Raw genomic sequence first — 18,143 nt, 5'->3', positions numbered from 1 at the left:
TCGTCACGAGAGCAGGTCCACCAGTTCCCTCGGCAGGCCGTGGGTCTGGTGGAGGTAGTCGTAGTCCTCCTCCGTCAGCCGCTCCCCGAAGCGTGAGCGCACCTTCCTGCCGCGTTCTAGCAGGCCGACGAATCGCAGCTCCTCCTCCAGCACCACATCCCTGCGCAGCTCCGTCGGCAGGTCCGACAGAGTGCGGGTCGGGTCGTCGCGCCACAACGTCGTCAGCACCCTGCGGACGAGGCGGCGCAACACGTACCCCCGCCCCGTGGACGAGGGCGTCACCCCGTCGTCCACGATCATGGTGCTCGAGCGCAGGTGGTCGACGACGACCCGGAGCGAGTCCCGGTCGAGCTCCCACAGCCCCGAGACGCCGCGCGTCCACGGCTCGAACACGTCGATGTCGAAGACGGAGTCCTTGCCCTGCAGGACCGTGAGGATCCTCTCCAGGCCCATGCCGGTGTCGATGTTGCGCTGGGGCAGCGGTTCGAGGCTGCCGTCCTCGTGGCGGCGGTAGCTCATCAGCACGTGGTTCCACACCTCCACCCACCGCTCGTCGCCGGTAGGGGTGCCCTGCGGCGGCCCTTCCCCGGTCCACACGAAGATCTCCGAGTCGGGGCCGCACGGGCCCGTCGGGCCGTTGGACCACCAGTTGTCGTCGCCGGTCAGCTCCACCGGGACGCCCAGCTCGCTCCACGTCTCCAGCGAGGGCGTGTCCTGGCCGACCTGGCCGTCGCCGCCGAACACCGTGACGTGCAGCCGGTCACGCGGGATGCCGAGGCCGTCGCGGAGCAGCTCGTAGCCCCATCGCAGGCTCTGCTGGTGGTCGTAGTCGCCCAGCGACCAGGAGCCCAGCATCTCGAAGACGGTCAGGTGGGTGGGGTCGCCGACCTCCTCGAGGTCGGTCGTGCGCAGGCAGCGTTGCAGGTTGACCAGGCGGCTGCCGAGCGGGTGCGGGCGGCCCTCCAGGTAGGGGGTGAGCGGGTGCATGCCCGAGGTCGTGAACAGCACAGGGTCGCCGGGCGGCGGGATGAGCGAGCTGCCCGTGATGCGGCGATGGCCTCGTTCGACGTAGAAATCGATGAAGGTGGAGACGGTCTGGTCGACGTTCATGTGCGTGGGCCCTTCATGGAGGGACCGGAAAAGACCAGCGTCAGAAAAAGGAAACCGGCGGCCGTTTCCGGTCGCCGGTGATGGTGGGGAGGTCAGGCAGCGGCAACCGACGAGCGGGTAGCTCGTGCGGCTGCGGCCAGAGTGCGCTGGTGGACCTCCATGGACGCGACGGTACCAAAGACCTCTTGAGGACTTCGCCTGGTTTTCTCAGGGGCGGAGCTGGGCGGCGTGGTCGCCGGCGAAGTCGGCGAAGGTGCGCGCCCTCCTGCCGACCACCTCGGTGAAGTCGCCCGTCGTGTAGTCGCCCCAGTTGCGCGCGTACGCCCTGCCGTACTCCACCGAGACCTTGGCGTCCCACTCGGGGAAGCCGGCGTCGAGCATCGCCTGGAGCACCGCGTCCTCGGGGACCTGCTGGTAGCGCGCCCCTGCCGCCGCCGCGGCCTCGTGCAGGGAGATGCTCTCGGGTCCCGTCAGGGTGTAGACCTTCCCGGCGTGGGGCGCGGGGTCGGTCAGGATGCGGGCGCCGAACTCGGCGATGTCCCGGATGTCGATGAAGCCGACCCGGCCCTCGCCGAGCCCGCCGTACAGGGTGTCGCCGTTGACGGAGCCGAAGAGGTTCTGCATGAAGAACGCGGGCCTGATGATGGTCCACGGGATGCCGGAGGCCTGGAGTTCGAGGTCCGACAGGGCGTGCAGGCGGCCGTTGCGGGTGGGGGCGTCGTGGGAGGCGCCGATGGCGGACAACCGGACGATGTGCTTCACGCCTGCCTGGCGGGCGGCCCACACGGCGTTGCCCGAAGCATGGGGCGCCTGCGGTCCCATGGCGGTCAGCAGCCACAGGGTGTCGACCCCGGCGAAGGCCTCCGTCAGCGTCTCCGGGTGGTCCAGGTCGCCCGCGAACACCTCGACGCCCTCGGGCGCCTTGGCGGGATCACGCACCAGGACTCGTACATTCTCTGTGGAAGGCAGGGCGCGCAGCAGGGCGGAAGAGACGTTTCCGGTGGCTCCGGTGATCAGAATGGTCATGACAGTTCTCCAGTCTCAGATGACACAAGCGAGTCGATGGCGGCGAAAAAGGTCTTGATCCCGGGCAGGTTGGCGCCCTTGGAGCGCGAGGCGGCGAAGTCCTCCTCGCCGCGCCACTCCACGATGTCCAGCCACTCGTCGCCGGGCAGGCGCACCAGGCGGGCGCCGATGAAGCCCGCGCGATCGGCCAGGAAGTCGGCCACCATGGCCGGCCGGGCGGCCAGCAGGGCATCCGCGTCGGCGGCGCGGAACCGGGTGAGTTCAACCGTGCTCATGCATGAGAAGATATAGTCAGCACTAGTGACTGTCAAGATTGGTGACTAATTTGAAGCGCAGCGAACGCAAGCAGACCGACCCGGACCTGGGCATCCTGGTCGCCAGGGCGTTGTTCAGGGTGCAGCGCGCCATGATGCGCGACCTGGGCCTCGACAAGACAGGGCCGCAGCCCAAGCACGGAGCGGTGCTGGCCTACCTCGACGAGGAGGGCAGCAGGGCGACCGACCTGGCGACGCTCTCGGGGCAGCACAAGCAGGTCATCGGCACGCTGGTCGACGAGCTGGTGGAGATGGGCTTCGTGGAGCGGCAGCCGGATCCCAGCGACCGGCGCGCCAAGCTGGTGGTGCCGACGGACCGGGGCCTGGAGAGGATGCACCGCTCCGACGAGGTGGTGGCCGCGATCGAGCGGCGCTACGCCGAAGCGGTGGGTGAGCAGGAGTTCGCCGCGTTCAAGGCGACGCTGAGGAAGATCTCGGAGATCAGCCCAGGCGCAGCGACATGACCAGGTAGCGGAATGCGGGCTCGGCGTCGCCGGGCACGTTGGTGATCAGCGCGGGGCGCGTCGGCGAGTCCATGTTGAGCCTGGCGTACTCCGAGTCGACCCCGGCCAGGCCGTCGAGCAGGAAGTGAGACTGGAACCCGATCTGCAGCGGCTCGCCGCGCAGCTCGCAGTCGAGCACCTCGACCCCGCGGCCCAGTTCCCCTCCCCCGGCCTGGATCTTGACCTGGCCCTCGGTGAAGGTCAGGCGGATCGCGGTGTTGCGCTCGGCCACCAGCGCCACCCGCTTGATGGCGTCGATGAACGGCTGCACCCGCACGTCGGCCTTGATCGACCAGTCGTTGGTGAGCCGCGAGCGGTAGTCGATGAACTGCTCGTCGAGCAGGCGCACGGTGGTGCTGCGCCCCACGCTCTCGAAGCCGGCCACGCCGCCGCCCATGGCGATGGCCACCTCGCCGCCGCGCAACGACTTGGCCACCTCGACGAGCACCCGCGCCGGCACCATCGCCGACACGTTGGTGTCGGGCTGGGCCGGGCGCCAGGCGAAGTCGCGCGCGGCGATGCGGTAGCGGTCGGTCGCGGCCATCGCCACCTGCTCGCCCTCGATGTCGACCCGGATGCCGGTCAGCATGGGCAGGGTGTCGTCGCGGCTGGCCGCGGGGGCGACCTGGCCGACCGCGGAGGCGAACACGCCGCCGCCGATGGCGCCGATGACCGGGGGCATCTTGGGCATGGTCGGGAAGTCTTCGACCGGCATCGTGACCAGGGCGAACTCCGCGCTTCCGCAGGTCAGGATCGCTTCGGCGCCCTCGGTGACCAGCTCGACCTGCTCGCCGGGAAGGGCTCTGGTGATCTCGGCCAGCAGCCGGCCGGGGATCAGCACGCTGCCCGGCTCCGACACGTCGGCCTCGATCGTGGCCTGGGCGGAGACGTCGTAGTCGAAGGCGGACAGGGTGAGGTCTTCCCCGGCCTCCAGGAGGAGCCCGGACAGGACAGGAGCGGCCGGCCTGCTGGGCAACACCCGTGCTGCCCAAGCCACGGCCTCGGCCAGCACATCACGGTTCACCCGAAATTTCACCCTAAACACCCCTTCGTCCCGCGGGTCTATGGGGTAAAAGTATCTGGCCCCACCGACAGAACGGGCCATCAACCCCGGAGCAGAGTGCGCGCTCAGCCTCCCTTGGCCGCGTTCAGGTAGGCCAGAACGGCCAGAACCCGCCGGTTGTCGTCGTCGGAAGGCGACAGATCCAGCTTGGCGAAGATCGAGGCCGTGTGCTTGGCCACCGCGCTCTCGCTCAGGAACAGCCGCTGCGAGATCGCCGCGTTCGAGCGCCCCTCCGCCATCGCCTCCAGCACCTCGCGCTCGCGGGGAGTCAGCCGGCCGAGCGGCTCGTGCCGTACGTTGCTCGCGAGCAGCTTGGCGATCACCTCGGGGTCCATCGCCGTGCCGCCCGCCCCCACCCGCCTGACCGCGTCGATGAACTGCTCGGAGTTGAAGACCCGGTCCTTCAGCAGGTAGCCGATGGCGCCGGTGCCGTCGGCCAGGAGCTCCTGGGCGTACAGCTGCTCGACGTGCTGGGAGAGGATGAGGATCGGCAGCCCGGGGATCTGCCTGCGGGCCTCCAGCGACGCCTGGAGCCCCTCGTCGGTGAAGGTCGGCGGGAGCCGTACGTCGACGATCGAGACGTCGGGCTTGAGCTCGATCAGCGCCTTCAGCAGCTCGGGGCCGCTCTCGACGGCGGCGACCACGGTGAAGCCGTGCGCCTGGAGCAGGTGCACCAGGCCGTCGCGCAGCAGATAGAGGTCCTCGGCGATCAGAACCCTGTTCAGCATCGTCCCAGCCCCAGCCCTCGCGGGGTCATCCCGGCCAGCCGGGCCTCCTTGGAGTGCTGGAGTGGCAGCAGGATGGCCAAGACGTACATGAGCGTGCCCAGCATGATCAGGAAGATACACGTCGGCCACTGCCAGCTCGGCGGGAGGTAAGTGACCAGAAACCAAGAGAAGTCTTGTTTGCCCAGAATGAGCATGATGGCGCCGACGATGCCCTGCGGGAACAGCGGGCACCAGGCGGTGCCCCACAGCAGGATCACGGCGGCCGTCTTCCACCGCGGCATCTTGGCGTCGCCGGCCCAGTGCTCCGGCAGCACCTTGGGCACGTGCAGGGTGACGGTCGTCGGGCCGCCGGGCGGGCTGTGCAGGGCGACCACGCCGTCGAACACCGACAGGCGACGCTCGATGCCGTACAGCCCGCTGCCCTTCGACGGGTCGGCCCCGCCCATGCCGTTGTCGGCGACGGTCACCCGCAGGTCGCGGCCCACGTGGCTGATGTCGATCAGCGCCTCGGTCGCGCCTCCGTGCCGCGCGGCGTTCGAGAGCAGCTCGCTGATGGCGAAGTAGACGGCCGCCTCGACCGGCGACTCCGCCCGGTGCGGCAGGTCGGCGTCGACCTTGACCCGCAGCGGGCTGTCCATGGCCATCGCCCTGACGGCGTCCTCGAGCCCGCGCTCCGCCAGCACCGGCGGGTGGATGCCCCGCACCACCTGGCGCAGCTCGGTCAGCGCGTCGGAGGAGACCTCGCGCGCCTTGCGCAGCAGCGCCCTGGCCGCGCCCGGGTCCTTCTCGACGAGCTCCTCGACCGCGCCCAGCGTCATGCCGAGCGCGACCAGCCGGGCCTGGGCGCCGTCGTGCAGGTCACGCTCGATCCGGCGCATCTCGGCCGCCTGGTTGTCGACGGCCATGCTGCGGATCTGGGTCAGGTACTCCACCTGGCCCTCCAGCTGCCTGGCGGCCGTCGGGGCGAGCAGCATGGCCGCCCAGGCGGTGTACACACGCAGCGCGCGCCGCGGCATCACCAGGAACACCGGCAGGAGCAGCACCTTGACCAGCGGATCCAGCAGCAGCCAGATCGCGTCCCGCCAGGTCGCCGGGTCGCTGAACAGCCACTTCCAGCGGTCGTTCCAGGCGGGGATGCGCGGGCTCTTGTAGAGGGTCCTGTCCGACCGGTACAACCCGTCGGGCCCCGGCCTGGGCGGCGGGGGCGGCGGAAGGTACGGCGAGTCGATCTCCACGACCCGCCTGGTCGTCTCGGCCAGTCTCCTGATCAGGCGCATGTGCGGCGGGAAGATCGGCACCAGTCCCAGTCCGAACGAGAGCACCAGGACAGGGATCGTCAGCAGGAAGACCGTCACCTGCACGATCGTCATCCCGAGCAACACCGCGATCCGTCGCACCATGGTCCCAGTGTCGGCGATCGGGTGACTTCCTGACCATTGCACCTAGGTACACCCCTGCTGTGCACCCAAGCGGATTCTGCGCGGGCGCCGGGATTTCTAGCGTCTACACCATGAAAGTCATCGAGGTCACGAACCTTCACAAGCGGTACGGCAAGCACGTAGCCGTCGACGACGTCAGCTTCTCCGTGGCCGAGGGCGAGATCTTCGGCATCCTCGGCCCCAACGGCGCCGGCAAGACCACGACGGTCGAGTGCCTGTCAGGGCTGCGCGAGCCCGACCGCGGCACGATCAAGATCGCCGGAGCCGACGACGGCGACTCGCTCAAGCGCATCATGGGAGTCCAGCTCCAGAGCGCGGAGCTGCCCGAGAAGCTGAAGGTGTGGGAGGCGCTCGACCTCTACGCCTCCTTCTACGGCCGCACCTCGGGCGACCTGCTGGAGCGCGTCGGCCTGACCGAGAAGCGCGACACCTACTTCGGCAAGTTGTCCGGCGGCCAGAAGCAGCGGCTGTCGATCGCGCTGGCTCTGGTCGGCGGGCCGCGTATCGCCATCCTGGACGAGCTGACCACCGGGCTCGACCCGCAGGCGCGCCGCGACACCTGGGAGCTGATCGAGCAGGTGCGCAACGACGGCGTGACGATCGTGCTGGTCACGCACTTCATGGAGGAGGCCGAGCGGCTGTGCGACCGCCTGGCCCTCATCGACGCGGGCCGGGTCGTCGCCACCGACACCCCGTCCGGGCTCGTCTCGATGGTCGACGACGAGCAGCGGCTGCGCTTCCGCCCGAGCGGTCCCTTCTCCGAGGAGATCCTGCGTGCCCTGCCCGAGGTCACCGAGGTCTCCAGGTCCGGTGAGCAGGTCGTGGTCACCGGCACCGGCAACCTGCCGCATGCCGTGACCCTCGCCCTGGCCGCCGACGGCGTCATCCCCACCGACCTGCGCATCGAGCAGGCCACCCTCGACGACGCGTTCCTCGCGCTCACCGGAAGGAAGCTGGCATGAAGAAGATCCTCGCCGTAGAGACCAAGCTGCACCTGCGCGACTCCTGGTCGATGTTGTTCATCATCGCCCTGCCGCTGCTGCTGCTGATCGTGATCGGCAACATCCCCGATCTCGGCAAGCCCAACGCCGACCTGGGCGGGGAACGGTTCGTCGACACCCAGCTGCCCGCCACGATGTTGTTGCTGGCGCTGACCACGGTCGCGCTGACCGTGTTGCCCGCCGTGCTGGCGACCTACCGCCACCAGGGTGTGCTGCGGCGCATGTCGACCACGCCGGTCAGCCCCGCCTCGATGTTGTCGGTCCAGCTGATCATCAACCTGGGCATGGCGGTGATCGCGGCGGTGGTCCTCATCCTTGGCGCGCGCCTGGTACACGGCTCGCCGATCCCCTCGCACTGGGCGTTCGTCCCGGTCTTCGTGCTCGGCACCGCCGCGCTGATGTCGATCGGGCTGCTGATCGCCGCCCTCGCGCCGAACGCCAAGTCGGCGCCGCTCATCGGCAACGTGATCATGTTCCCGATGTTGTTCCTGGCGGGCATGTGGATCCCGCGCGAGACCATGCCGCCTGTGCTGCGCACGATCAGCGACTATTCGGTCGGGGGCCCGATCGTGCAGGCCATGCGTGACACCTGGGCGGGCGATGCTCCCTCGCTCGGCAGCATCGCCGTGATCGTCGTCGGCCTGGCGGCCTTCAGCGCCCTGGCCGTCCGCCTGTTCCGCTGGCAGTGACCACCCCGCGCACGTTGGTCATGATCGAGTAGACGGAGGTCGAGGCCGTGATGAACAGCCAGTTGCGCTTGAGTCCGCCGAAGACCAGGTTGGAGACCTTCTCCGGGATGTGGAGCTTGCCGATGAGCGTGCCGTCCGGATCGAAGCAGTGCACCCCCTCGTGGGTGGCGGCCCAGATCCGGCCGGCGTCGTCGAGCCTGATCCCGTCGAAGCTGCCGGCCGCGCACTCCGCGACCACCCGGCCGTTCTTGAGGCGGTCGCCGTGAACCTCGAAGACCCGCAGGTGCTTACGCCGGGTGTCGACCACGTAGAGCAGCGACTCGTCGGCCGAGAAGGCCAGGCCGTTGGGGCGCACGAAGTCGTCGGCGACGACTTCGACGGTCCCGGTCTCCGGGTCGAGCCGGTAGACCTGGTCGTTGCCGATCTCGCTCTCGGCCCGGTTGCCCTCGTAGTCGCTGGTGATGCCGTAGCGCGGATCGGTGAACCAGATGGAGCCGTCGGACCTGACCACCACGTCGTTGGGGCTGTTGAACCGCTTGCCCTCCCAGCGATCGGCCAGGACCGTGATGGAGCCGTCGTGCTCCGTACGGCTCAGCCGGCGGTTGCCCTGCTCGCAGGAGACCAGCCTGCCCTGGCGGTCGAGCGTGTGACCGTTGGTGTAGCCGGCGGGGCTCCTGAACAGGCCGACGTGGCCGGTCATCTCGTCCCAGCGCAGCATGCGGTCGTTGGGGATGTCGCTCCACACCAGGTAGCGGCCCGCGGGGACGTAGGTCGGGCCCTCGGCCCATCGGCAGCCCGTGGCGATGCGCTCCATGCACTCGTCGCCGCCCACCCCTTCGAAACGCGGGTCGAGCAGCTCGAAGCGGGCTTTGATGGTCTCCATTCTGGTAACCGTACTAGAGTGCGATAGTGGCGGTTATTGCGCATATCAGCGACATCCACATCGGGGGCTCCGCGGACAGCGTCGAGCGCACGACCCGGGTGATGAACCAGCTCAGGATGTTCCCCGTCGATGCGATCATCGTGACGGGCGACATCGCCGACCACTCGCTCCTGGAGGAGTACGAGACGGTGCGGTCGCTGCTGGAGACCGAGATCCCGCTGATCATCTGTCCCGGCAACCACGACTACCAGCCCGAGCTGTTCGAGAAGGTGCTCGGACCGGTCAACCAGGCCCTGCGGCTGCCCGATGTGACCATCGCGCTGGCCGATTCCAGCATTCCGGGGCGCAACGAGGGCTACCTGGGCGACGCGACGTTGTCGTGGCTGGACGAGGTGCTGTCGGAACGTCCCGACGTCCCCGCCTTCGTGGGCTTCCACCACCCGCCGATCGAGCTGGGCATCCCGTACGTCGACGAGATCATGCTCCAGTCGGTCGACCGGCTCGCCGCGGTCGTCGAGCGCCACCCGCACATCGCCGGCCTGCTGGTCGGGCACGCCCACACCGCCGCGACCGGCACGTTCGCCGGGCGTCCCGTGGTCGTCGCGCCCGGAGTGATCTCGACCGGCCTGACGCCCTTCGAGAACGCGCCGAAGATCCCCGTGTCGTACGACCTGCCCCCCGCCTACGCCCTGCACATCTTCACCGGCGGCAGGCTCGTCACCCACTTCCGGCCGGTCCCGTGATGTCGACGGTCCCGTGGAACAGCAAGGAGCTGACCGTCGGCCAGCTCGCGGAGCGCAGCGGCGTCGCCGTCTCCGCGCTGCACTTCTACGAGGCCAAGGGGCTGATCTCCAGCAGGCGCACCGCCGGCAACCAGCGGCGCTACCACCGCGACACGCTGCGCAGGGTCTCGTTCGTCCGGCTCTCGCAGCGCCTCGGGATCCCGCTGGCGACCATCAAGGAGGCCCTGGCGACGCTCCCCGACGGGCGCACGCCCAACCGTGACGACTGGGCCAAGCTGTCGGCAGCCTGGAAGACCGAGCTCGACGACCGCATCGTCCAGCTTCAGCGGCTGCGCGACAACCTGACCGACTGCATCGGCTGCGGGTGCCTGTCACTCAACTCCTGCGCCCTGGCCAACCCGCACGACTGGCTGGGCGGACAGGGGCCGGGCGCCCGCCGGATCGACACCAGGCTCAATCCCCCTTCACGATGAGCGTCGGCCGCTTCGAGTGGTGCAACACGTGGTTCGACACGCTGCCGAGCAGGAGTGAGGGGATGCCCTTCAAACCGCGCGAGCCGATCACGATCACGTCGGAGCCGAGCTCGTCGGCCACCTCCACGATGGTCTTCCAGATTGACTCCGTGTCGGCCACCGCCCGATGGCTCACCTCGGACAAGCCCGCCGCCCTGGCCAGGTCGGCGCCCTCCTGGGCGTACTTCTCGGCCAGTGCCTGGGCCTCAGGAGAGGGGTCGTCGACCAGGAGCGCGGGGCCCGCGGCCGGGTAGTGCCTCAGCTGGACGAGAAGGGGCTCCCAGACGGAGACGACCACGGCCGGGGCGTCCTTGAAGTGCTTGGCGGCGAACTCGACGGCGGCCTTGGCGTCGCTGGAACCGTCATACGCGATCAAAATACTCATGCTCAGTACAGCTCCTGATTGATCAGGTTTGTTTCCGCCTGGCGGTGTCTGATAGCTCACTCCTGGCCCGCAGGACCGTCGCCACCACCAGCAGCAGCGCCAGGCCGCTGAGCGTCCACGGGTCGCTGGGGTTGCCGCCCAGGTTGCGGTCGACGACGTGCGAGATCGCGTGCACGACCGCACCGGCTGCGCCCCCGACCAGGCCCACCAGCAGCGCGTCCCTGGTGAACAGCGCGGCCAGCAGGGCGGCGCCGATGCCGAGCTGGAAGGCTCCGGCGTCGTGGAACAGGTGCAGGTTGAACGGCGGGAAGGTGGCGACCGTGGTGTAGAAGCTGTGCGGCCAGAGGAAGGCCCACGCCCCACCGGCCAGGAAGAACAACGCGCCCAGGGCGACGACTGCATTGACGAATCGGCTCATGCCCTATGGACGGAGCTCAGAGCCGCGATGTGACATCCAGCAACTCGGTGAGCGAATGGATCACGCGGATGCCGTCCTCCGGAGGCCTGGCGCTCTTGTTCCGGTCCAGCCAGAAGGCCGTCAGCCCGGCGTCGCGGGCGCCGATCGCATCGACGTCGTACTTGTCGCCCACATAGGCGGTCTCGTACGGCTCCAGCCCGAGCCTGGCGCATCCGGCCAGGAAGATCGTGGGATCGGGCTTGGCGCAACCGTGTTCCTGCGAGCAGACGATCGCCTCGCCGAAGTGGTCGACGAGGCCGATCGCCCTGAGCTTGCGCATCTGGTGGTCGAGGGCTGAGTTCGACACCACGCCCAGGACGAACCGCTCGCTCAGTTCCTTCAGGACCGGGGCGGCGTCGGGGAAGGGCGCCCACCAGGCCTCCCTGCCCGCCGCGTATCGGGCGAACCAGGCAGCCGGGTCGTCCGGGACGACGCCCACCTCGTCCAGAAATCTCACGACCCGGCGCAGCTGCTGCTCCTCGAAGGCGAGCTCACCGGCGAGGAACCTGGCGTACTCCTCCTCCATGATCGTCCGCCACCGCTCCAGCGCGTGCTCCGGCGTGCCGAACCGGTCGAGCAACCCTTCGTCCGCCAGATGCCTGAGCACGCGCTGCCGTTCAGAGCCGGTGTAGTCGAAGATCGTGTCGTCGATGTCGAACAGGATTCCCTTGAGCGTCACCCGGCCACGGTAGCCGGGGGCTCACAGGGAGATCGCATGCGGCCCCAGCAGGGTCTTGACGTCGGCGACGAACGACGGCTCAGGGCTGACGGGATACTCGGGCAACGCCAGCAGCACCATTTTGCCCGTCAAGCGCCGCAGCTGGACTCGTACGGGCACCGTACCCGCGTGCGCGATCAGCACCTGCCTGAGCTCCTCCACGAGCTGCGGAGTGATCCGCTCCTCGCGCAGCTGCAGCGTGACCGGATGCCCGCTGTCGCTGGAGATGCCCGAGACGTCGATCGGGGTGAGATCGTTGGCGAAGACCGAGATGGCGCCGTCGCGGTTGTTGATCTGCCCCGACACCGCGACCACCACGTCGCCGCGCAGCTCGGGAGCGTACAGCTCGTAGCTCTTGGGGAAGAACAGGCACTCGATGGCGGCGTCCATGTCCTCGACCGTCGCGATCGCCCACAGGTTGCCCGCCTTGTTGACCCGCCGCTCCACCTTGGTGATCAGACCGCACACCTTCACGTCGCCCCGGTCCTCCCTGCCGCTCTCCAGCAGGTCGGCGATGGTGGTGTCGCGGTTGCGCGCCAGCAGCCGCTCGGTGCCGGCCAGCGGGTGGTCGGAGACGTACAGCCCGAGCATCTCGCGCTCGAAGTCGAGCTTGGTCTTCTTGTCCCACTCGGTCTCCGGCACCGCGATGGAGAAGGAGCTCTCGACCTCGTCGACCGCCCCGAACAAGGAGTCCTGGCCGTGGGCCTCGTTCTTCTTGATGCCGATGACCGAGTCGACGGCCTGCTCGTGTACGGCCAGCAGGCCCTTGCGCGGGTGACGCATCGAGTCGAAGCCGCCGGCCTTGATCAGGGATTCGGTGACCCGCTTGTTGCACACCACCAGCGGCACCTTGTCGAGGAAGTCGTTGAAGTCGTTGTAGGCGCCCTTGTCGCGTCCGGCGACGATGCCCTCGACGACGTTCTCCCCCACGTTGCGCACTGCGCCTAGGCCGAAGCGCACCGTGTCGTCGCCGACCGCGACGAAGTCGAGATGCGACTCATTCACGCACGGCGCCAGCACCTGGATGCCCATCTTGCGGCACTCGGCCAGGTAGACGGCGGCCTTGTCCTTGTCGTCGCCGACGCTGGTGAGCAGCGCCGCCATGTACTCGGCCGGGTAGTTGGCCTTGAGATAGGCGGTCCAGTAGGCGACCAGCCCGTATCCGGCGGTGTGCGACTTGTTGAAGGCGTAGCCCGAGAAGGGCAGCATGACGTCCCACAACGCCTGGATCGCCGCGTCGGAGAACTTGTTGTCGCGCATGCCCGCCTGGAAGTTGACGAACTCCTTGGCCAGGATCTCGGGCTTCTTCTTGCCCATGGCCCGGCGCAGCAGGTCGGCGCCGCCGAGGGTGTAGCCCGCCAGTTCGCGGGCGATGGCCATGATCTGCTCCTGGTAGACCAGCAGGTGGTAGGTGGTGCCCAGGATGGGTTCGAGCGCCTCCTTCAGCTCGGGGTGGATCGGGTCGATGTCCTGGCGGGCGTTCTTGCGGTGGGCGTAGTTGGTGTGGGCGTTGGCCGCCATCGGACCGGGGCGGTAGAGGGCGAGCACGGCCGCGATGTCCTCGAACCTGGTGGGCTCCATGAGCCGCAGCAGCTGGCGCATCGGCCCGCCGTCGAGCTGGAAGACGCCCAGGGTGTCGCCGCGCGCCATGAGCCGGTAGGTGGTCGCGTCGTCGAGCGGGATCGTCAGGGTGTCGAGCTTGATGCCGCGGTTCTGCTCGATGATCTTCATGGCGTGATCGATGATGCCCAGGTTCCGCAGACCCAGGAAGTCCATCTTGATCAGGCCCATTTCCTCGCACGACGGATAGTCGAACCCGGTGATGACCACCTTGTCCTTGTCGCGCATGTGCATGGGGATGAGGTCGAGCAGCGGCGCCGACGACAGGATCACGGCCGCCGCGTGCACGCCCGTGCCGCGGATCAGGCCCTCGATGCCCATCCCGGTGTCGATGACCTTGCGCACATCGACGTCGTTGTCGTACAGCGAGCGGATCTCCCCGCCCTCGACGTAGCGCGGGTGACCCTCGTCGAACAGCTTGGCCAGCGGCACGCCCTTGCCCATGACGTCAGGCGGCATCGCCTTGGTGATCTTGTCGCCGACCGCGAACGGGTACCCGAGGATGCGCGAGGCGTCCTTGACGGCGGCCTTCGCCTTGATCGTGCCGAACGTGTTGACCTGGGCGGTCATCTCGGTGCCGTACTTGTCGGTGACGTAGCGGACCATGCGGTCACGCTGGCGGTCGTCGAAGTCGAGGTCGATGTCGGGCGGGCTGATGCGCTCAGGGTTGAGGAACCGCTCGAACAGCAGGCCGTGCTCCAGAGGACACAACTCGGTGATGCGCGTCGCGTAGGCGACGATCGAGCCGGTGGCGCTGCCACGGCCGGGGCCCACGGGGATCCCGTTCTCACGGGCATAACGGCAGATGTCGGCGACCACGAGGAAGTACGACGAGAAACCCATCGGACCGATGATCTTCATCTCGGTCTCGTAGCGATCCATCACATGGTCGGGCACCGGCGAGCCGTACCTCATCTCCAGGCCCTCCACCACCTCCTTGCGCAACCACGACTCCTGCGTCTCCCCCTCCGGCACGCCGGGGAACTGCGGCATCCTGTCGACATAGGTGAACACGTCGTCGTAGTCGCCCACCATCTCGGCCACCAGCAGCGTGTTGTCGCACGCCTCGGGCAACTCGGAGAACAGGGAACGCATCTCCTGCGCCGGCTTGAGGTAGTAGCCGGAGCCGTTGAACCGGAACCGGTTCGGATCGTCCTTGTTCTTGCCCACGCCCACGCACAGCAGGCTGTCGTGGGCGTCGGCCTGGTCCTCGGTGACGTAATGCGAGTCGTTCGTCACCAGCAGCGGGATGGCGAGCTGCTTGGCCAGGCGCAGCAGATCGTCACGCACGTCGCGCTCGATGTCGATGCCGTGATCCATCAGCTCCAGGAAATAGTTCTCCTTGCCGAACATCTCCTGGTAGTCGGCGGCGACCCTCACCGCCTCGTCGTACTGCCCCAGCCTGATCCGCGTCTGCACCGCCCCTGAAGGACACCCCGTCGTCGCGACGATCCCCTCGGCGTGCTGGGCGATCAACTCCCTGTCCATGCGCGGCTTGGAGTAGTAGCCCTCGAAGGAGGCCAGCGACGACAACCGGAACAGGTTGCGCAACCCGCGGGCGTCCTTCGCCCACATCGTCATGTGCGTGAAACGGCCGCCGCCCGACACGTCCTTGCCGCCCTCGGCGTCGGCCACGCCGGTCTCGGCCCGCTGGCCCCAGAAGACCGGCTTCTTCACGAACCTGTTCTCGGGAGCGACGTACGCCTCGATCCCGATGATCGGCTTCACCGGGCCGCCCTTGGCGGCGTGGTAGAACTCGTAGGCGCCGAACATGTTGCCGTGATCGGACATCGCGATCGCCGGCATCTCCAGCCGCGCGGCCTCGCCTACCAGCGGCTTGACCTTCGCCGCTCCGTCGAGCATTGAGTACTCGGTGTGCACGTGCAGATGGACGAATGAATCACTCACCTGACCCCAACCTTCCCCGTTCTGGCCCGTCGTGCCTTGGGAGGCTAGTCCTGCCGGGCGGGCAGGAGGAGTCTGTGAGTCTCGGGGGAAATCTGCTACTAGTGCTGGGCCATGTCGACGAAGCGGGAGTAGTGGCCCTGGAAGGCGACGGTGACGGTCGCCGTGGGGCCGTTACGGTGCTTGCCCACGATCAGGTCGGCTTCACCGGCACGGGGTGACTCCTTCTCGTAGGCGTCTTCGCGGTGGAGCAGGATGACCATGTCGGCGTCCTGCTCGATGCTGCCCGATTCGCGAAGGTCGCTCACTTGTGGGCGTTTGTCGGTCCTTTGTTCCGGACCACGGTTCAGCTGCGACATCGCGATGACCGGCACCTCGAGCTCCTTGGCCAGCAGCTTGATGCCACGAGAGATCTCGGACACCTCGTTCTGGCGGCTCTCGGTCTTCTTCGGCGAGCTCATCAGCTGGAGGTAGTCGATGATGACGAAGCGCAGGTCGTGGCGCTGCTTGAGGCGGCGGCACTTGGCGCGGATCTCCATCATCGACATGTTGGGCGAGTCGTCGATGAACAGCGGGGCCTCGGCGACCTCGCTCATGCGGCGGGCGAGCCTGGTCCAGTCGTCGTCGGTCATCATGCCCGAGCGCATGGCGTGGAGCGCCACGCGGGCCTCGGCGGAGAGGAGACGCATCGTGATCTCGTTGCGGGACATTTCCAGCGAGAAGATGACGGTGGTCATACCGTTCTTAATCGCCGCAGATCGGGCGAAATCTAGTCCTAGGGTACTTTTGCCCATCGCGGGCCGGGCGGCGACGACGATCATCTGGCCCGGGTGCAGGCCGTTGGTGAGCTGGTCGAGGTCGGCGAAGCCGGTGGGGACGCCGACCATCTGGCCGGTGCGGCTGCCGATGGCCTCGAGTTCGTCGAGGGCGCCGGGCATGATCTCCGACAGGGGCCGGTAGTCCTCGGAGGTGCGGCGCTCGGTGACCTTGTAGATCTCGGCCTGGGCGCGGTCGACGAGGTCGTCGACCTCTTCGTTCTGGCCGCCGTAGCCGTAGGAGACGATGCGGGTGCCGGCCTCGATGAGGCGGCGGAGGATGGCCTGCTCGCGGACGATCTTGGCGTAGTAGCCCGCGTTGGCGGCGGTGGGGACGACGGCGGTGAGGGTGTGGAGGTAGGCGGCGCCGCCGACGCGGGCCATCTCGCCGCGCTTCTGGAGCTCGCCGAAGACGGTGACGGCGTCGGCGGGCTCGCCGCGGCCGTAGAGGTCGGTGATGACCTCGTAGATCATCTGGTGGGCCGGACGATAGAAGTCTTCGGCGCGGATGATCTCGACGACGTCGGCGACGGCGTCCTTGGAGAGGATCATGCCGCCGAGAACGGACTGCTCGGCCTCGATGTTGTGTGGGGGTGTGCGCTCGAAGGATGGGCCCGCGGGCTCGTCCACAATCTCGAGACTCATTCGAACCCCCTTTCGAAAGCAAAGCCTAGCCTACCGGTCTGACAGTCTGACGTCTTTGCAGGTCAACAGCAACATGGGCTGTGGACAAGGTTGTGTCCAACGCTGGGGACGGCCTGTGGAACACGCTGTGGAGGACTGTGGACGACGGCTGTGGATAAGTCGGAGGGGTCAGTGGAAAACCGGGGGTGAACTGCGGACTGGTCATCCACCGCCTGTGGAGGAAAGAAAGTTGGTGCCGGTAAGGTCCATAATCTGAAGATGCCCATTACCCCCCGAGATCGAGAGATCCTGCGGCTCGCCGTACCCGCCTTCGGGGCCCTCGTCGCCGAGCCGCTGTTCCTGGTCGCCGACTACGCGATCGTCGGCCACGGTCTGGGGACGACGGCGGTCGGCGCGCTCGGGGTGGCGGGCGCGGTGCTGACCACGCTGATCAACCTGTGCGTCTTCCTGGCGTACGGCACGACGGCGTCGGTGGCGCGGCAGACGGGGGCGGGCAGGCACCGGGAGGCGATGCGCAGCGGCGTCGACGGCATGTGGCTGGCGCTGGGCATCGGGGTGGCGCTGATCGTGGTGGGCTGGCCGCTGGCCCCGGCCGTGGTGGAGCTGTTCGGCGCCGCGCCTGAGCAGAGCGAGATGGCGGTGACGTACCTGCGCATCAGCCTGCTCGGCACTCCCGCCATGCTGCTGGTGCTGGCCGGAACGGGCGTGCTCAGGGGGCTGCAGGACACGATGACCCCGCTGGTGGTCGCGGTGGCGTCGTTCGCGCTCAACGCGGTGCTCAACGCCTGGTTCGTGCTGGGGATGGACTGGGGCATCGCGGGTTCCGCGTGGGGGACGGTGATCGCGCAGAGCGCCGGGGCAGCGGTCTACCTGGTCGCGGTGGCCAAGGGCGCCGCGCGGCTGGGGATCGGCCTCAGGCCCGATCTGTCCGGCATCCGCAGGGCGGGCACGGCCGGGATCGCCCTCCTCATCAGGACCGTCTGCCTGCGCATCGTGCTGCTCGTGGCGACCGCCGTGGCCACCAGGATGGGCTCGGCCGAGCTGGCCGCGTTCGCGCTCGCCTCGCAGATCTGGACCCTGATGGCCTTCGCCCTCGACGCCATCGCGATCGCCGGCCAGGCGCTGACCGGCCGCGCGCTGGGCGCGGGCGACATCGCCGAGACGAGGGCGGCCACCAAGCGCATGGTGCAGTGGGGCCTGTGGTCGGGCGTGGTCCTCGGCCTGCTGGTGATCGCGGCCCGGCCGGTCATCCCCGGCCTGTTCGCCGCCGACCCGCAGGTCACCGCCGAGCTGCTGGCCGTCCTGTGGCCGGTGGCCCTCCTGCAGCCGATCTGCGGCATCGTCTTCGTGCTCGACGGCGTGCTGATCGGCGCGGGCGACCAGAGATACCTGGCCTGGGCGGGTGTCTGGAACACCATCGTCTTCCTGCCCGCGGCCCTGTTCGCGCCCGATCTGGTGCTGCTGTGGTGCGCGCTCGGCGTGTGGATGGTGGCGCGCCTGGTGGCTCTGGGGACAAGGGCGTACGGCAGCGCCTGGCTGGTTACGGGGGCGTAACCGGACCGTGCTTGTGGGTTGGCCTGGTGGTAA

Annotated in this window: 18 protein-coding genes; 6 read left to right on the top strand and 12 right to left on the bottom strand. The window is 68.3% G+C overall.

The window, feature by feature from the left end; all coding sequences use genetic code 11:
• Positions 1-3 precede the first annotated feature (3 nt).
• The 3 genes from ACIBH1_RS35615 to ACIBH1_RS35605 all read right to left on the bottom strand — a co-directional run bounded on the left by ACIBH1_RS35615 (position 4) and on the right by ACIBH1_RS35605 (position 2,411).
• Positions 4-1,110, bottom strand: coding sequence for an alanine--tRNA ligase-related protein (locus ACIBH1_RS35615; RefSeq protein ID WP_397318418.1), 1,107 nt, complete (start codon positions 1,108-1,110; stop codon positions 4-6).
• 207 nt (positions 1,111-1,317) lie between these two features.
• Entirely contained in the window at positions 1,318-2,136 is an 819-nt protein-coding gene (locus ACIBH1_RS35610; protein WP_397318417.1) for an SDR family oxidoreductase, read from the bottom strand.
• Positions 2,133-2,411: a hypothetical protein gene (locus ACIBH1_RS35605; protein ID WP_397318416.1), complete on the bottom strand. Its 279-nt coding sequence runs from the start codon at positions 2,409-2,411 to the stop codon at positions 2,133-2,135. Before ACIBH1_RS35605 ends, ACIBH1_RS35610 begins: the two co-directional genes overlap by 4 nt.
• A gap of 41 nt (positions 2,412-2,452) precedes the next feature.
• Between ACIBH1_RS35605 and ACIBH1_RS35600 the strand changes: the two genes are divergently transcribed.
• Positions 2,453-2,914, top strand: a complete 462-nt coding sequence (locus tag ACIBH1_RS35600) for a MarR family winged helix-turn-helix transcriptional regulator (RefSeq protein ID WP_397318415.1) — start codon at positions 2,453-2,455, stop codon at positions 2,912-2,914.
• Here the strand turns inward: ACIBH1_RS35600 and dnaN are convergent.
• The 3 genes from dnaN to ACIBH1_RS35585 form a co-directional block, all read right to left on the bottom strand.
• The gene (gene dnaN, locus ACIBH1_RS35595) at positions 2,892-3,989 is read right to left on the bottom strand and encodes a DNA polymerase III subunit beta (protein ID WP_397318413.1); all 1,098 of its coding nucleotides are present in this window, start codon (positions 3,987-3,989) and stop codon (positions 2,892-2,894) included. The genes ACIBH1_RS35600 and dnaN overlap by 23 nt on opposite strands.
• Before the next feature lie 92 nt (positions 3,990-4,081).
• Positions 4,082-4,744, bottom strand: coding sequence for a response regulator (locus ACIBH1_RS35590; RefSeq protein ID WP_397318412.1), 663 nt, complete (start codon positions 4,742-4,744; stop codon positions 4,082-4,084).
• Complete coding sequence (locus tag ACIBH1_RS35585; RefSeq protein ID WP_397318411.1) at positions 4,738-6,144, bottom strand: sensor histidine kinase; 1,407 nt, start codon at positions 6,142-6,144, stop codon at positions 4,738-4,740. The genes ACIBH1_RS35590 and ACIBH1_RS35585 overlap by 7 nt, the downstream gene beginning before the upstream one ends.
• A gap of 110 nt (positions 6,145-6,254) precedes the next feature.
• Here ACIBH1_RS35585 and ACIBH1_RS35580 point away from each other — a divergent pair, with 110 nt between their 5' ends.
• The gene (locus tag ACIBH1_RS35580) at positions 6,255-7,145 is read left to right on the top strand and encodes an ABC transporter ATP-binding protein (protein ID WP_397318410.1); all 891 of its coding nucleotides are present in this window, start codon (positions 6,255-6,257) and stop codon (positions 7,143-7,145) included.
• A complete protein-coding gene (locus ACIBH1_RS35575) occupies positions 7,142-7,873 on the top strand; it encodes an ABC transporter permease (protein WP_397318409.1) in 732 nt (243 codons plus the stop codon). The genes ACIBH1_RS35580 and ACIBH1_RS35575 overlap by 4 nt, the downstream gene beginning before the upstream one ends.
• Here the strand turns inward: ACIBH1_RS35575 and ACIBH1_RS35570 are convergent.
• A complete protein-coding gene (locus tag ACIBH1_RS35570; RefSeq protein ID WP_397318407.1) occupies positions 7,836-8,756 on the bottom strand; it encodes an SMP-30/gluconolactonase/LRE family protein in 921 nt (306 codons plus the stop codon). The two genes, ACIBH1_RS35575 and ACIBH1_RS35570, sit on opposite strands and share 38 nt — an antisense overlap.
• 26 nt (positions 8,757-8,782) lie before the next feature.
• Here ACIBH1_RS35570 and ACIBH1_RS35565 point away from each other — a divergent pair, with 26 nt between their 5' ends.
• Positions 8,783-9,499 carry a metallophosphoesterase gene (locus ACIBH1_RS35565; RefSeq protein ID WP_397318406.1) on the top strand — a complete coding sequence of 239 codons (717 nt, stop codon included), beginning with the start codon at positions 8,783-8,785 and terminating at the stop codon, positions 9,497-9,499.
• Complete coding sequence (soxR, locus tag ACIBH1_RS35560; RefSeq protein WP_397318405.1) at positions 9,499-9,972, top strand: redox-sensitive transcriptional activator SoxR; 474 nt, start codon at positions 9,499-9,501, stop codon at positions 9,970-9,972. Before ACIBH1_RS35565 ends, soxR begins: the two co-directional genes overlap by 1 nt.
• Here the strand turns inward: soxR and ACIBH1_RS35555 are convergent.
• The 5 genes from ACIBH1_RS35555 to dnaB all read right to left on the bottom strand — a co-directional run bounded on the left by ACIBH1_RS35555 (position 9,953) and on the right by dnaB (position 16,556).
• Positions 9,953-10,396: a universal stress protein gene (locus ACIBH1_RS35555; RefSeq protein ID WP_397318404.1), complete on the bottom strand. Its 444-nt coding sequence runs from the start codon at positions 10,394-10,396 to the stop codon at positions 9,953-9,955. The genes soxR and ACIBH1_RS35555 overlap by 20 nt on opposite strands.
• 22 nt (positions 10,397-10,418) lie before the next feature.
• Complete coding sequence (locus ACIBH1_RS35550; protein WP_397318403.1) at positions 10,419-10,814, bottom strand: hypothetical protein; 396 nt, start codon at positions 10,812-10,814, stop codon at positions 10,419-10,421.
• A 16-nt stretch (positions 10,815-10,830) separates the two neighbouring features.
• On the bottom strand, positions 10,831-11,532 hold the full coding sequence (locus tag ACIBH1_RS35545; protein ID WP_397318402.1) for an HAD family hydrolase: 702 nt from the start codon (positions 11,530-11,532) through the stop codon (positions 10,831-10,833).
• 21 nt (positions 11,533-11,553) lie between these two features.
• On the bottom strand, positions 11,554-15,099 hold the full coding sequence (dnaE, locus tag ACIBH1_RS35540; RefSeq protein ID WP_397318401.1) for a DNA polymerase III subunit alpha: 3,546 nt from the start codon (positions 15,097-15,099) through the stop codon (positions 11,554-11,556).
• 98 nt (positions 15,100-15,197) lie between these two features.
• Positions 15,198-16,556, bottom strand: coding sequence for a replicative DNA helicase (gene dnaB, locus ACIBH1_RS35535; RefSeq protein WP_397318400.1), 1,359 nt, complete (start codon positions 16,554-16,556; stop codon positions 15,198-15,200).
• 258 nt (positions 16,557-16,814) lie between these two features.
• On the opposite strand from dnaB, the gene ACIBH1_RS35530 reads away from it, so the two are divergent.
• The gene (locus ACIBH1_RS35530; RefSeq protein ID WP_397318399.1) at positions 16,815-18,110 is read left to right on the top strand and encodes an MATE family efflux transporter; all 1,296 of its coding nucleotides are present in this window, start codon (positions 16,815-16,817) and stop codon (positions 18,108-18,110) included.
• The last annotated feature ends 33 nt before the right edge of the window (positions 18,111-18,143 follow it).

This window comes from Nonomuraea sp. NPDC050663 (assembly GCF_044456985.1).
GTDB lineage: Bacteria > Actinomycetota > Actinomycetes > Streptosporangiales > Streptosporangiaceae > Nonomuraea.
Note: the sequence above shows the minus strand (reverse complement) of the source record. Positions and strands in the feature narration are given on the sequence as shown.

Excerpts from the sequence above, each read along its gene's own strand:
- ACIBH1_RS35615 (WP_397318418.1), bottom strand. The coding sequence starts at position 1,110 with ATGAACGTCGACCAGACCGTCTCCACCTTCATCGATTTCTACGTCGAA.
- ACIBH1_RS35610 (WP_397318417.1), bottom strand. The coding sequence starts at position 2,136 with ATGACCATTCTGATCACCGGAGCCACCGGAAACGTCTCTTCCGCCCTG.
- ACIBH1_RS35605 (WP_397318416.1), bottom strand. The coding sequence starts at position 2,411 with ATGAGCACGGTTGAACTCACCCGGTTCCGCGCCGCCGACGCGGATGCC.
- ACIBH1_RS35590 (WP_397318412.1), bottom strand. The coding sequence starts at position 4,744 with ATGCTGAACAGGGTTCTGATCGCCGAGGACCTCTATCTGCTGCGCGAC.
- ACIBH1_RS35585 (WP_397318411.1), bottom strand. The coding sequence starts at position 6,144 with ATGGTGCGACGGATCGCGGTGTTGCTCGGGATGACGATCGTGCAGGTG.
- ACIBH1_RS35580 (WP_397318410.1), top strand. The coding sequence starts at position 6,255 with ATGAAAGTCATCGAGGTCACGAACCTTCACAAGCGGTACGGCAAGCAC.
- ACIBH1_RS35575 (WP_397318409.1), top strand. The coding sequence starts at position 7,142 with ATGAAGAAGATCCTCGCCGTAGAGACCAAGCTGCACCTGCGCGACTCC.
- ACIBH1_RS35570 (WP_397318407.1), bottom strand. The coding sequence starts at position 8,756 with ATGGAGACCATCAAAGCCCGCTTCGAGCTGCTCGACCCGCGTTTCGAA.
- soxR (WP_397318405.1), top strand. The coding sequence starts at position 9,499 with ATGTCGACGGTCCCGTGGAACAGCAAGGAGCTGACCGTCGGCCAGCTC.
- ACIBH1_RS35555 (WP_397318404.1), bottom strand. The coding sequence starts at position 10,396 with ATGAGTATTTTGATCGCGTATGACGGTTCCAGCGACGCCAAGGCCGCC.
- ACIBH1_RS35550 (WP_397318403.1), bottom strand. The coding sequence starts at position 10,814 with ATGAGCCGATTCGTCAATGCAGTCGTCGCCCTGGGCGCGTTGTTCTTC.
- dnaB (WP_397318400.1), bottom strand. The coding sequence starts at position 16,556 with ATGAGTCTCGAGATTGTGGACGAGCCCGCGGGCCCATCCTTCGAGCGC.
- ACIBH1_RS35530 (WP_397318399.1), top strand. The coding sequence starts at position 16,815 with ATGCCCATTACCCCCCGAGATCGAGAGATCCTGCGGCTCGCCGTACCC.